10 protein-coding genes and 1 pseudogene are annotated in these 13281 nt (G+C 72.4%); 3 read left to right on the forward strand and 8 right to left on the reverse strand.

Features of this window, described 5'->3' with window-relative positions:
• From AB0G32_RS30395 to rhaI, 8 genes and pseudogenes are all read right to left on the reverse strand, one after another.
• Positions 1-378 (reverse strand): annotated as a pseudogene (locus AB0G32_RS30395) (hypothetical protein); the annotation flags it as partial.
• A gap of 3 nt (positions 379-381) precedes the next feature.
• The gene (locus AB0G32_RS30400) at positions 382-1128 is read right to left on the reverse strand and encodes an ABC transporter ATP-binding protein (protein WP_361170356.1); all 747 of its coding nucleotides are present in this window, start codon (positions 1126-1128) and stop codon (positions 382-384) included.
• Positions 1129-1230: 102 nt separating this feature from the next.
• The gene (locus AB0G32_RS30405) at positions 1231-1884 is read right to left on the reverse strand and encodes a lactate utilization protein C (protein ID WP_361170359.1); all 654 of its coding nucleotides are present in this window, start codon (positions 1882-1884) and stop codon (positions 1231-1233) included.
• The gene (locus tag AB0G32_RS30410; RefSeq protein ID WP_361170362.1) at positions 1881-3383 is read right to left on the reverse strand and encodes a LutB/LldF family L-lactate oxidation iron-sulfur protein; all 1503 of its coding nucleotides are present in this window, start codon (positions 3381-3383) and stop codon (positions 1881-1883) included. The genes AB0G32_RS30405 and AB0G32_RS30410 overlap by 4 nt, the downstream gene beginning before the upstream one ends.
• The gene (locus AB0G32_RS30415; RefSeq protein WP_361170365.1) at positions 3380-4135 is read right to left on the reverse strand and encodes a (Fe-S)-binding protein; all 756 of its coding nucleotides are present in this window, start codon (positions 4133-4135) and stop codon (positions 3380-3382) included. Before AB0G32_RS30415 ends, AB0G32_RS30410 begins: the two co-directional genes overlap by 4 nt.
• Before the next feature lie 72 nt (positions 4136-4207).
• On the reverse strand, positions 4208-5644 hold the full coding sequence (locus AB0G32_RS30420) for a rhamnulokinase family protein (RefSeq protein ID WP_361170368.1): 1437 nt from the start codon (positions 5642-5644) through the stop codon (positions 4208-4210).
• Between the two features lie 8 nt (positions 5645-5652).
• Positions 5653-7692: a bifunctional aldolase/short-chain dehydrogenase gene (locus AB0G32_RS30425; RefSeq protein ID WP_361170371.1), complete on the reverse strand. Its 2040-nt coding sequence runs from the start codon at positions 7690-7692 to the stop codon at positions 5653-5655.
• A gap of 110 nt (positions 7693-7802) precedes the next feature.
• The gene (gene rhaI, locus AB0G32_RS30430) at positions 7803-8963 is read right to left on the reverse strand and encodes an L-rhamnose isomerase (RefSeq protein WP_361170374.1); all 1161 of its coding nucleotides are present in this window, start codon (positions 8961-8963) and stop codon (positions 7803-7805) included.
• Positions 8964-9231: 268 nt separating this feature from the next.
• On the opposite strand from rhaI, the gene AB0G32_RS30435 reads away from it, so the two are divergent.
• The 3 genes from AB0G32_RS30435 (at position 9232) to AB0G32_RS30445 (ending at position 13277) form a co-directional block, all read left to right on the forward strand.
• Positions 9232-10752 carry a sugar ABC transporter ATP-binding protein gene (locus tag AB0G32_RS30435; RefSeq protein ID WP_361170377.1) on the forward strand — a complete coding sequence of 507 codons (1521 nt, stop codon included), beginning with the start codon at positions 9232-9234 and terminating at the stop codon, positions 10750-10752.
• Between the two features lie 475 nt (positions 10753-11227).
• On the forward strand, positions 11228-12268 hold the full coding sequence (locus AB0G32_RS30440) for an ABC transporter permease (RefSeq protein ID WP_361170380.1): 1041 nt from the start codon (positions 11228-11230) through the stop codon (positions 12266-12268).
• A complete protein-coding gene (locus AB0G32_RS30445; protein ID WP_361170383.1) occupies positions 12261-13277 on the forward strand; it encodes an ABC transporter permease in 1017 nt (338 codons plus the stop codon). Before AB0G32_RS30440 ends, AB0G32_RS30445 begins: the two co-directional genes overlap by 8 nt.
• The last annotated feature ends 4 nt before the right edge of the window (positions 13278-13281 follow it).

The raw sequence follows: 13281 nt of genomic DNA on the forward strand, positions 1-13281 counted from the left end.
GACCGCCAGCTCCGACTTGTTGCCGGGGGCCAGCACGATGTGACCCTCCTGGTTGGAGATCGCCATCAGCGCGGTGCCGCGCAGCCGGGACTGGATCCCCGAGCGGCGCAGCAGCTCCAACTCGGCGGCGCGTTGCCGCACATTGACCGTCAGCGTCGAGGCGATCGCGAAGAACACCAGCAGCGTGCCGTAACCGCCCACCACCCCCGCCGCCAGCCCCAGGGTGTCCGCGCTCACCGCGTCGACACCGTCGCCCGCCGCCGTGTCGTGCAGCGAGTTGAACGTCATGACGACCCCCGCGCCGAGGAAGGCGGACAGCAGGGTCGCGAGGAACTGTCCCGGCCGGTGCCGCACCGACCGCATGGCCAGAGCCCACATGGCTCACACCCCCGCGGTCAGGTCGTCGCCCAGGTGCGCCAGCCGCTCGGCCACCGCGTCCGGCGTCGGACCCCGCAGCTCCCCGGCCACCCGGCCGTCCGCGAGGAACACCACCGTGTCGGCGTACGAAGCGGCGACCGGGTCGTGCGTCACCATCACCACGGTCCGCCCGTGCACCCGCACCGCGTCCCGGAGCAGCCCCAGCACCTGCCGCGCGGCGCGGAGGTCCAGCGCGCCGGTCGGTTCGTCCGCGAAGACCACCTGCGGCTCGGCGACCAGCGCCCGCGCGATCGCCACGCGCTGCCGCTGACCGCCGGAGAGCTGGTGCGGCCGGTGCCCGAGCCGGTCGCCGAGCCCGACCGAGGCGAGGATCTCCCGGGCCCGCCGCCGGTCCACCCGGCGCCCGGCCAGCTTCAGCGGCAGCACCGTGTTCTGCGCGACGGTCAGGGTCTCCAGCAGGTTGTACTCCTGGAACACGAACCCGACCCGCCCGCGCCGGAACCTGGTCAGCTCCGTCTCCGTGCCGCCGGTCAGCTCCGTACCGTCCACGCGCACGATCCCGGCGTCCGGCCGCTCCAGGCCGGCCGCGCACCGCAACAGCGTCGACTTGCCCGACCCGGACGGCCCCATCACCGCGGTGAACGTGCCCGGTCCGAGGCCCAGTGTCACCCCGTCCAGCGCGGTCACCGCCCCGTCGCCGGTGCCGTACGTCTTGCTGACCTTGACCAGCCGCAACGCCTCGCGGGACATCGCCATCACCTTCCCCGACGGCACACCCTGTGCCTCGCCCACGACGCTACGAGCGCGCCGGTTCGGGCACAGTGGGCGCAGGGCCCGGATCCCGGGGTGTACTCAGCGCCACCCCGGGTCCGTCGTACCGTGCGCCAGCACCACCTCCAGGGTGCGCGGACCGTGCACCCCCTCCACCCGGTCCAGCTCGATGTCGCTGGTGGCCGAGGGGCCGGAGATCCAGGTCAACGGGCGGGCCGCGGCGAGCCGTTCGAGGGCCTGGGGCACGGAGGAGACCACCTGGCCGGGGACCCGGACGACACAGATGTGGTGGTCCGGCACCAGGGTGATCCGGCGGCGGCCCTGGTCGGGGGAGCCGTCCAGGACGAGGGTGCCGGTCTCGGCGATCGCGACGGCGCAGCCGGTGACGACACTGTCCACGCGGTCGAGGTCGGCCGCGGTGGCTTCGGCCAGGTCCGCGACCCGGGGGACGTCCGTCCGCGCCAGCCAGCCCTCGTCCAGCCCCGGCGGCACGACCACCGACCTGGACCCGCGCGCGGCGAGCAGCCCGGCGAGCACCGCCGGCAGCTCGTCCTCGGCGCACCGGTGCACCAGGGCCCGGTAGTCCGCCAGGTTCTCCGCCAGCAGCTCCACCGTCTCAGGGACGCTCCGCGCCCCGTGCTCGCGCAGATAGTCCCGCTCGTACGGTGCCTCCTCGCGCGGTACGTCCGCCAGCGCCCGCCGCACCCGGCCCAGAATCCGTTCCCTGCTGCTCACTTGGCCCCGTCCTTCCCACCGCGCGTGCGCTGCCACCAGTCCCGGAACGGTTCGGCCGGCACCGCCGGCAGATCCCGCCCGGCGCTCCACGCCCGGCCCGGACCGGGCAGGGTGCGCGGATGGAAGCGGCGGGTGCGCGAGGCCAGCCGCTGCCCGGTGCGCAGCGCGCCCGGATGCGTGAACGCCCACTGCGCGGCCCGCATCGCCGCCCGCTCGGCGGCATGTCCCTTGGCCGGTTTCAGGACGACCTTGTTGCCCTCGCGGACCGCCGGCCCGCCCTGCACCACCCGCTCCCGCAGGTGCACCAGCACCTCGGGGATGTCGATGGCCACCGGACACACCTCGTAGCAGGCGCCGCACAGCGAGGAGGCGTACGGCAGGGAGGCGTCGATCTCGCTCGCCGTACCGCGCAGCTGCGGGCTGAGGATGGCACCGATCGGGCCCGGGTACACCGACCCGTAGGCGTGCCCGCCGGCCCGCTCGTACACCGGGCAGACGTTCAGACAGGCCGAGCAGCGGATGCAGCGCAGGGCCTGGCGGCCGACCTCGTCGGCGAGGGTGTCGGTGCGGCCGTTGTCGAGCAGGACCAGGTGGAAGACGCGGGGGCCGTCGCCGTCCGTGATGCCGGTCCACGTCGACGTGTACGGGTTCATCCGCTCGGCGGTGGAGGAGCGGGGCAGGGTCTGGAGGAAGACCTCCAGGTCCTGCCAGGTCGGCACGATCTTCTCGATGCCGACCACCGAGATCAGCGTCTCGGGCAGGGTCAGGCACATCCGGCCGTTGCCCTCGGACTCCACCACCACCAGCGTGCCGGTGTCCGCGACCACGAAGTTGGCGCCGGAGATGCCGACCTTGGCGCGCAGGAACTTCTCCCGCAGGTGCAGCCGGGCCGCCTCGGCCAGCTCGGCGGGGGTGTCGGTCAGCCCCTCGGGGGCCGGGCGGCCCCACTCGCTCATCTCCCGCTGGAAGATCTCCCGGATCTCGCCGCGGTTGCGGTGGATGGCCGGCACCAGGATGTGCGAGGGCCGGTCGTTGCCCAACTGCACGATCAGCTCGGCGAGATCGGTCTCGTAGGCCCGGATGCCCTCGGCCTCCAGCGCCTCGTTGAGCCCGATCTCCTGGGTGGCCATCGACTTGACCTTGACGACCTCCGACTCGCCGGTCGCCTTGACCAGGCCGGCGACGATCCGGTTGGCCTCGTCGGCGTCGGCGGCCCAGTGCACGATGCCGCCCGCCGCCGTCACCGACTCCTCCACCTGCTCCAGGTAGCGGTCCAGGTGGCGCAGCGTGTGGTCCTTGATCCGCTTGCCGGCCTCGCGCAGCTCGGCCCAGTCGGAGACCTCCGCGACCGCCTTGGCCCGCTTGGCCCGGATGGTGTGCGTGGCGTGCCGGAGGTTGCCCCGCAGGGTCGGGTTCCGTACCGCCTCGTGCGCGGCCTTCGGGAAGGCCGGGTGGGCGGGCGGGGGAAACACCGGCATTCCTACGAACGTGCCGCTCATGCCGCCGGCTCCTCCTTCGTGCTGGCCAGAATCTCGGCGATGTGCACCGGCCGCATGCCGGTCCGCAGCCGGCTCATCGTCCCGCCGATGTGCATCAGACAGGAGTTGTCGGCCGCGCACAGCACCTCGGCGCCGGTCGACTCGGCGTTGCGCACCTTGTCGGTGCCCATCGCCAGTGACACGTCCGCGTTCTTCATGGCGAAGGTGCCGCCGAACCCGCAGCACTCCTCGGCGCCCGGCAGCTCCACCAGGTCGAGCCCCTCGACCGCCCGCAGCAGCGCCAGCGGCCGCTCGCCGAGCCCGAGGGAGCGCAGCCCGTGACAGGTCGGGTGGTACGTGACCGTGTGCGGGTAGTACGCCCCGACGTCCGTCACCCCCAGCACGTCCACCAGGAACTCCGTCAGCTCGTACGTCTTCGGCACCACCGGCGCCAGGGTGGCCGCGAGGGTGTCCCCGCGCCCCTCGGCCCGGGCCCGATCGCCCAGCCGCGGATACAGCTCGCGCACCATCGCCCCGCAGGAGCCGGACGGCGTCACGATCGCCTCGTACTCCCCGAATACCTCGGAGAAGTGCCGGGCCATCGGCTCCGCCTCGTGCCGGTAACCGGTGTTGTAGTGCGCCTGCCCGCAGCAGGTCTGACCGGCCGGGAAGTCGACATCGACGCCCAGCCTGGTCAGCAGTTTCACCACCGCGCGCCCGGTATCGGGATAGAGCGTGTCGTTGACGCAGGTCAGGAACAAAGCGACACGCATCGCGGCTCCTTGCTGTTGATCATCGGATGAAAGAAGGGTAGTGCGGTGGCCGGGAGCCGGGACAGACCCCGGTCACCGCTCGGCGAGTCGGGACGCGGCGGCCCGCCAGCGGGCGCCGTCCCCGCGCGGCTCGTAGCGGACCGGCCGCTGGGTACGGACCAGCAGGTCCCGCATCCCGGCCAGGTCACCGACCAGCCCGCCCGCGCGGGCCTGCACGAGGACGTTGCCGAGCGCCGCGGCCTCCGCCGGACCGGCCACCACCGGCAGCCCGCAGGCGTCGGCGGTCAGCTGGCACAGCAGCGCGTTGCGCGCCCCGCCGCCCACGATGTGCACGACGTCCACCGGGTGCCCGGCGAGCCGCCGCGCGTCCTCGACCGCCCCCCGGTGGGCCAGCGCCAGCGAGTCCAGGATGCACCGGGTGATCTCGGCGGGCGTGGCCGGCACCGGTTGCCCAAGGGCCCGGCACGCCGCGGCGATCCGCTCCGGCATCCGGCCCGGCGCGAGGAACGCCGCGTCCCCCGCGTCCACCACCGACCGCAGCTCGGGCACCTCGCCGGCCGCCCGCAGCAGCTCGCCCAGGTCCGTGACGCCCCAGGCCCGTACGCACTCCTGGAGCAGCCACAGCCCCATGATGTTCCGCAGGTAGCGGACCGTGCCGTCCAGTCCCAGCTCGTTGGTGAAGTTGGCGGCCCGGCTCTCCTCGGTCAGCACCGGCGCGGTCAGCTCCAGACCGGCCAGCGACCAGGTGCCGGTGCAGATGTACGCGAACCGCTCGTCCGTCGCCGGCACCGCGGCCACCGCCGAGGCGGTGTCGTGCGAGCCGACCGCCGTGACCGGCACCGGCCCGGTCAGCCCCGTCTCCTCCAGCACCTCGGGCCGCAGCAGCCCCGCCGGATCACCGGGCAGCCGCAGCGGCGGGAACAGCCCGAGGTCGACGCCGAGCCGCTCGGCCACGTCGTGCGCCCAGTCCCGGGTGCCCGGGTCGATCAGCTGGGTGGTGGAGGCGTTGGTCAGCTCGGTGCCCTGCTCGCCGGTCAGCCAGTACGTCAGCAGATCGGGGATGAGCAGTGCCCTCCGCGCCTGCGCCAGCTGGGCCGTGCTACGGGCGGCCGTCAACTGGTAAAGCGTGTTGAACGGCGCGTACTGGAGCCCGGTCGCCGCGTACAGCTCGGCGGCCGGCACCGTCGCCCACACCTTCTCCGCGACCCCCTCGGTGCGGGCGTCGCGGTAGTGCACCGGGTTGCCGAGCAGCGCCCCGTCCGCGTCCAGCAGCCCGTAGTCCACCGCCCAGCTGTCCACGCCGACGGAGGCGACCTGCCCGGCCGCCCGCAGCCCGTCCAGCACCCCGGCGTACAGCCCCAGCACGTCCCAGCGCAGCCCCTCGGGCACCCGCACCGGCCGGTTGGGGAACCGGTGCGCCTCGGTCAGCTCCAGGGTGCCGGGGCCGACGCGGCCGACCATGACGCGCCCGCTGGACGCGCCGAGGTCGACCGCGGCGTACGAGGTCATGTCCGGGCTCATCGCAGGAACGCGGCGGCGACGCCGGCGTCGACCGGGACGTGCAGGCCGGTGGTGTGCGTGAGGTCACCGCCGGTCAGCGCGAACACGGCGTTCGCCACGTGCTCCGGGAGCACCTCGCGCTTGAGCAGCGTGCGCTGGGCGTAGAACTCGCCCAGCTTCTCCTCCGGCACCCCGTAGACGGCCGCCCGCTTGGCGCCCCAGCCGCCCGCGAAAATGCCCGAACCGCGCACCACTCCGTCGGGGTTGACCCCGTTGACCCGGATGCCGTGCTCGCCCAGCTCGGCCGCGAGCAGCCGCACCTGGTGCGCCTGGTCGGCCTTGGTGGCGGAGTAGGCGATGTTGTTCGGACCGGCGAAGACGGCGTTCTTCGAGGCGATGTAGACGATGTCGCCGCCGAGTTCCTGCGCGATCATCACCCGGGCCGCCTCCCGCGAGACCAGGAACGACCCGCGGGCCATGATGTCGTGCTGGAGGTCCCAGTCCTTGGCGGAGGTCTCGAGCAGCGGCTTGGAGATGGAGATGCCGGCGTTGTTCACGACCAGGTCGACCCCGCCGAACGCGAGCACGGCGGCCCGGAACGCGGCGGCGATCTGCTCCTCGTCCGTCACGTCCACGGTCACCGCGACGGCCTTGTCCGGCCCGCCCAGCTCCTCGGCCACCCGGGCCGCGTTGTCCCCGTTCAGATCCGCTACGACGACACAGGCGCCCTCGGCCACCAGCCGCTCGGCGATCGCCCGGCCGATCCCGCTGCCCGCGCCGGTCACCAGCGCGACCCGGGTGGCCAGCGGCTTGGGCTTCGGCATCCGCTGGAGCTTGGCCTCCTCCAGAGCCCAGTACTCGATCCGGAACTTCTCCGACTCCTCGATCGGCGCGTACGCCGAGACCGCCTCGGCGCCCCGCATCACGTTGATGGCGTTGACGTAGAACTCGCCCGCCACCCGCGCCGTCTGCTTGTCCTTGCCGAAGGAGAACATGCCCACGCCCGGCACCAGCACGATCGCCGGGTCGGCGCCGCGCATCGCGGGGGAGTCCGGCGCGGCGTGCCGCCGGTAGTAGGCGGCGTACTCCTCGCGGTACGCGGTGTGCAACTCCTTCAGCCGGGCGATCGCGTCCGGCAGCGGCGCGTCCGGCGGCACGTCCAGGACCAGCGGGCGGACCTTGGTGCGCAGGAAGTGGTCCGGGCAGGACGTACCGAGCGCGGCGAGCCGCGGGTGCTCGGCGCGGGAGACGAAGTCCAGCACCACGTCGGAGTCGGTGAAGTGGCCGACCTGCGGCCGGTCCTGGGCGGCGACCGCCCGGACGTACGGCGCGAGGGCGGCGGCCCGCTCCCGCCGCTCGGCCTCGGGCAGCGGCGCGTACCCCTCGACGACGGGCCCGAACGGCTCGGCCTTCCCGCGCTCCGCGAGGAACTTCTCGGCGGTCCGGATGATGTGCAGCGAGTTGCGCTCGCACTCCTCGGAGGTGTCGCCCCAGGCGGTGATCCCGTGCCCGCCGAGCACACAGCCGATGGCCCCCGGGCTGGCCTCCTTCACCGCCGCGATGTCCAGCCCGAGCTGGAAACCGGGCCGGCGCCACGGCACCCACACCACGGTGTCGCCGAAGCACTCGGCGGTCAGCTTCTCGCCGTCCGCCGCGCAGGCCAGCGCGATACCGGAGTCGGGGTGCAGATGGTCCACGTGCGCGGCCTCGACCAGCCCGTGCATGGCGGTGTCGATGGAGGGCGCGGCCCCGCCCTTGCCGTGCAGGCAGTAGTCGAACGCGGCGACCATCTCGTCCTCGCGCTCGACGCCCGGGTAGACCTCCTTGAGCGCCCGCATCCGGTCCAGCCGCAGCACGGCGAGCCCGGCCTCGGTCAGCGTCCCGAGGTCACCGCCCGACCCCTTGACCCACATCAGCTCCACATCACCCCCGGTGACGGGATCGGTCTCGGTGCCTTTCGCGGAGGCGTTGCCCCCCGCGTAGTTGGTGTTGCGGGAATCGGAACCGAGCCGATGGGAACGAGCGATCAGTGCGTCGGCTTCGGGGTGGGGTGCCATGTCTTCCAGTCCTTTTCAAACGAGGGAGATGTATCCGAAGGGGCGCGGGGAACTGCGCGACCAGCCACAACCGGCCCGCAGCCCGCGAAACAGCAGAACCCGGCAATCGCTTACGCGCCCCACCCCGCCTGCTCCCCGCCAACCCGCTCGGCGACGACCTGCTCCGCCCACCCGGACGCCTTGTACGCCTTCAGCGGCTCGGGGTCCAGCCCCATCTCCTCGCGCACCTCGCGCAGCAGCGGCCGCACATCCGTGTTGTACGCGTCCATCACCACCGCGTTGGCCTCCAGCACGTCCCCCGAAGCCTGCGCGGCGTCCAGCGCGTCCTGGTCCACCAGCAGCGCCTTCGCCGTGGCCTCCTGCACGTTCATCACCGACCGGATGATCGCCGGGATCTTCGCCTCGATGTTGTGGCACTGGTCCAGCATGAACGCCACGTCCGAGCCGAGCCCGCCGCCCCGCACCACCTCGTACATGATCCGGAACAGCTGGAACGGATCGGCCGCACCGACCATCAGGTCGTCGTCCGCGTAGAACCGCGAGTTGAAGTCGAACCCGCCGAGCTTCCCCTCCCGCAGCAGCGTGGCGACGATGAACTCGATGTTGGTGCCCGGCGCGTGGTGCCCGGTGTCGACGACGACCTGCGCCTTGTCGCCCAGCTTCAGGCAGTGCGCGTACGCCGTGCCCCAGTCCGGCACGTCCGTGGCGTAGAACGCCGGCTCGAAGAACTTGTACTCCAGCAGCATCCGCTGGTCGTCGCCGAGCCGCCCGTACACCTCGGCCAGCGCCTCGGCCAGCCGGTCCTGCCGCCCGCGGATGTCGTCCTGACCGGGGTAGTTGGTCCCGTCGGCGAACCACAGCTTCAGGTCCCTGGAACCCGTGGCGTCCATGATGTCGACGCACTCCAGCAGATGGTCCACCGCCTTGCGGCGCACCGCCGCGTCCGGGTGGCAGACACTGCCCAGCTTGTAGGCGTCGTCCTGGAAGGTGTTGGAGTTGATCGTGCCGACCCTCACCCCCCGCTTCTCGGCGTACCCGGCCAGCGCGGCGAAGTCGTCGACCCGGTCCCAGGGGATGTGCAGCGCGACGATCGGCGCCGCACCGGTGAACTCGTGGACCTTCGCGGCGTCGTCGACTTTTTCGAACGGGGAGCGCGGCACACCGGCCTGCGCGAACACCTTGAACCTGGTGCCCGAGTTCCCGTACGCCCACGACGGCGTCTCGACTGCCTGGGTCTTCAGCGCGGCCTTCACCGCGGCGAGCTCGGTCACGTCGGCTCCTGACGTCGGGTCGCACCGTGCTGCGTACGACCATGTGTGAAACGATTCAGAACGCGAAGCTATGAGGCCACCGAAGGGGTGTCAAGCCCTCTGGCCAAGCCGGACCCCCGTGATCCTGTCGTGACCTTCGGCTATCGAAAGTTTTTCGACCCGGACCCATTGACGTGACATGCCTCACCTGCCTAACGTCCCGGCAACCCAGTTGAAACCTTTCACGACGCCGTGAGGGCCGTCCCGCCGGCGTCGTCGAGGAGCCCCCATGACCCACCCGTCGTCCGATACGGGTCCGGCCCCGGTTCTCGCCCTGAAGGACGTGTCCAAGTCCTTCGGCGCGGTCCGTGCCCTGCGGGACGTCTCCCTGGAGCTGTGCCCCGGGGAGGTGCACGCCCTCGCCGGTGAGAACGGCGCGGGCAAGTCCACCCTGATCAAGACGCTCGCCGGAGTGCACCGTCCCGACGCCGGCCAGGTGCTGCTCGACGGTGAACCCGTCGTCTTCCACGGCCCCGGCGACGCCCGAGATGCCGGCATCGCCGTCATCTACCAGGAGCCGACCCTCTTTCCCGACCTGTCGATCGCCGAGAACATCTTCATGGGCCGCCAGCCGCGGCGCGCGCTCGGCCGGATCGACCACAAGGCCACCCACGCCGTCACGGCCGACCTGATGCGCCGCCTCGGCGTCGACCTCGACCCGGACCGCCCGGCGCGCGGTCTGTCCATCGCCGACCAGCAGATCGTGGAGATCGCCAAGGCGCTCTCCTTCGACGCCCGCGTCCTGATCATGGACGAGCCGACCGCCGCCCTCACCGGCAGCGAGGTGGCCCGCCTCTTCGGGGTGGTGCGCACCCTGCGCGAGGAAGGCGCGGCGGTGCTGTTCATCTCCCACCGGCTCGAGGAGATCTTCCAGATCTGCCGCCGGGTGACCACCCTGCGCGACGGCGCCTGGATCTCCAGCGAACTCCTCGACGGCATGACCGAGGACGACCTGGTGCGCCGGATGGTCGGCCGCGATCTGGACGAGCTGTACCCCAAGCAGGAGGTCACGCCCGGCGAGGTCGCCCTCAGCGTGCGCCGGCTGACCCGCGAGGGCGTCTTCACCGACGTCTCCTTCGAGGTGCGGCGCGGCGAGATCGTGGGCCTGGCCGGACTGGTCGGCGCCGGGCGCACCGAGGTGGCCCGCGCGGTGTTCGGCGTGGACCGCTGGGACGCCGGTGAGGTCGAGGTCGACGGCAAGGCGCTGGTGAACGGCGCGCCGTCCGCGGCCATGGCCGCGGGCCTCGCCCTGGTCCCCGAGGACCGGCGCGCCCAGGGCCTGGTGATGGACATGTCCATCGAGCGGAACATCGGCCTCACCGGACTCCGTACGTCCGTGAAGGCCGGCCTGGTGGACCGCGGCGCCGAGCGCAGCCGGTCCCTGGACTGGGCGGTCAAGCTCCAGGTGAAGTACGCCCGGATCGCGGACACCGTCAACACCCTGTCCGGCGGCAACCAGCAGAAGGTGGTCCTCGCCAAGTGGCTCGCCACCGGCCCCAAGGTGCTGATCGTCGACGAGCCCACCCGCGGCATCGACGTCGGCACCAAGGCCGAGGTGCACCGGCTGCTGAGCCGGCTGGCCGCCGACGGCGTCGCCGTCCTGATGATCTCCTCCGACCTGCCGGAGGTGCTCGGCATGGCCGACCGGGTGCTCGTGATGCACGAGGGCCGGCTGACCGCCGAGATCTCCCGCGCCGAAGCCACCGAGGAGACCGTGATGGCCGCAGCCACCGGGAGGGCCGCCGCATGACCGCCATCCCCAGGACCGCGCGCCCGGCCCCGGCCGCCCCCGGGCCGGCCGGCCGTACCGTCCCCGGTGCCCGGCGTACCGCGGGCAGTGCCTGCGGTAGGGCCTCGGTCGCTGGTGCCATCGTCCCCGGGTCCGTGTGTTCGGCGGGGACGGCAGCTCCCATGTTCTCCACCGGAGGGGTCACCGCCCCCGGTTCCCGGCGTACCGCGGGCGGTGCCCGCCGTAGGGCCTCGGTCGCTCGTGCCATCGTCCCCGGGCCCGCGTGTTCGGCGGGGACGGCAGCTCCCATGTCCTCCACCGGAAGGGCCACCGCCCCCGGTTCCCGGCGTACCGCGGGCGGTGCCCGTCGCAGGGCTCCGATCGCTGGTGCCACCGCCCCCCGGCCCGCGTATTCCGTCGGGACGGCAGCCCACATGACCTCCACCGGAAGGGCCACCGCCCCCGTGTCCCCGCGTACCACCGGGAGGGCCGCCGCATGACGGTGACCGCGCCCGACAAGACCCCCGTCGCCGAGGTGCCCAAGGCCGGCGCCACCCGGCTGGTCGACCGCGTCTTCAAGATGCGCGAGCTGGCCATCCTGGTCGTCTTCCTGGTGATGATCGCCGTCACCCAGGCCGGCAACAGCGAGTTCCTGTCCGAACAGGGCATCAAGGACCTGCTGCTCAACGCGACCATCCTGGTGCTGGTGGCCACCGGCCAGTCGCTGGTCGTCATCACCCGCAACGTCGACCTGTCGGTCGGCTCCACCCTCGGCATCAGCGCCTTCGCGGCCGGCACCTACCTCCAGGGCGGCGGCAACCCGGTCGTCGCCGTGGTCCTCGCCGTCCTCATGGGCGTCGGCTTCGGCCTGCTCAACGGTCTGCTGGTCAGCCTCGGCCAGGTACCCGCGCTGGTCGTCACGCTCGGCACGCTGTACATCATCCGCGGCATCGACTCCATCTGGGTCGGCTCCCGCCAGATCACCGCGGCCGACCTGCCCGGCGGCTTCGTCGACTTCGGCGCCGGCGGCATCTCCGCGGTGCCCTACCTCGCCCTGATCGCCCTGGTGGTCGTGGTGGGAACGGCGTACTACCTCAAGCAGTTCGGCAGCGGACGCGAGCTGTACGCGCTCGGCTCCAACCCCGAGGCCGCCCGGCTGGCCGGCATCCCGGTGCGCAAGCGCATCCTGGCCGCCTACACCTTCTGCGGCGCCCTCGCGGGCCTGGCCGGAGCCCTCTACCTGGCCCGGTTCGGCAACGTCGACTCCGGCACCGGCAACGGCTACGAACTCACCGTGGTCAGCGCGGTCGTGGTCGGCGGCGTCGTCTTCACCGGCGGCTCCGGCAGCGTCTACGGCGCCGCCCTCGGCGCCCTGCTGCTGACCAGCATCAACAGCGTGCTGCCCGCCCTCGGGGTCAGCTCGGTCTGGGTGATGGCGATCAACGGCATCCTGCTCATCCTCGCCATCGCGGTCGACCGGATCGTCGCCCTGCGGGTGGCGACCGCCCTGAAGAAGAGGAACGCCCGCCATGGCTGACTCGTCCCTCACGCGCGCCGTCCGCTGGGACACCGTCGTCGGCGCCCTGCTCGTCGTGGTCGTCCTGCTGTCCTTCGGCTTCGTCGACGGCTTCGGCAACTCGCTGAACCTGTCGTTCCTGATCGGCAACACCCTGCCGATCGCCCTGATCGCGCTGCCGATGACGCTGCTCGTGGTGGCCGGCGAGATCGACCTCTCCGTCGCCTCCACGGCCGGCCTGTCCGGCGCGGTGATGGGCGCGCTGTGGAACCAGGGCATGACCATCGAGACGATCATCCCGGTCTGCCTGGTCCTCGGCGTGCTGTGCGGCCTGGTCAACGGCCTGCTGGTGACCCGGCTCGGGCTGCCGTCGCTGGCCGTCACCATCGGCACCATGGCCGCCTACCGGGGCATCGCGCAGATCGTGCTCGGCTCCGACGCGGTCACCGACTTCCCCTCCCAGTACCTGGACTTCGCGGCCGGCCGGATCGGCGACACCTTCATCCCGTACGCCCTGCTGCCCTTCCTGGTGCTGCTGGCGGTCGCCGTGGTCGCGCTGCACGCCACCCCGTTCGGCCGGGCGCTGTTCGCCATCGGCGCCAGCGAGGAGGCGGCCCGGTTCGCCGGCATCCGGGTCAAGCGGCAGAAGCTGCTGCTGTTCGTCCTCACCGGCCTGCTGTCCTCCCTCACCGGCATCTTCTGGGCCCTGCACTACGCCAGCGCCCGCTACGACAACGCCACCGGCCTGGAACTCTCCGTCGTCGCCGCCGTCCTGCTCGGCGGCATCGACTTCGACGGCGGCAAGGGCACCCTCGGCGGCGCGATCGCCGGTGTGTTCCTGCTCGGCGCGCTCCAGAACGTGATGAGCCTCAAGGACGTCTCCGCCCAGTCGCAGATCGTCGTCACCGGCGTCCTGCTCGTCCTCTCCGTGCTCGGCCCCCGGGTCGCACGCCAGATCGCCGTCGCGCGGGCGGGGCGCCGGGCGGCCTCGCCGCCACCCCTGTCGAAGACGCCGGCCCCCACCTCGTGAACAC

Origin of the sequence: Streptomyces sp. NPDC023723, from assembly GCF_040639815.1 — a bacterium.
In the GTDB taxonomy this organism is placed as follows: Bacteria; Actinomycetota; Actinomycetes; order Streptomycetales; family Streptomycetaceae; genus Streptomyces.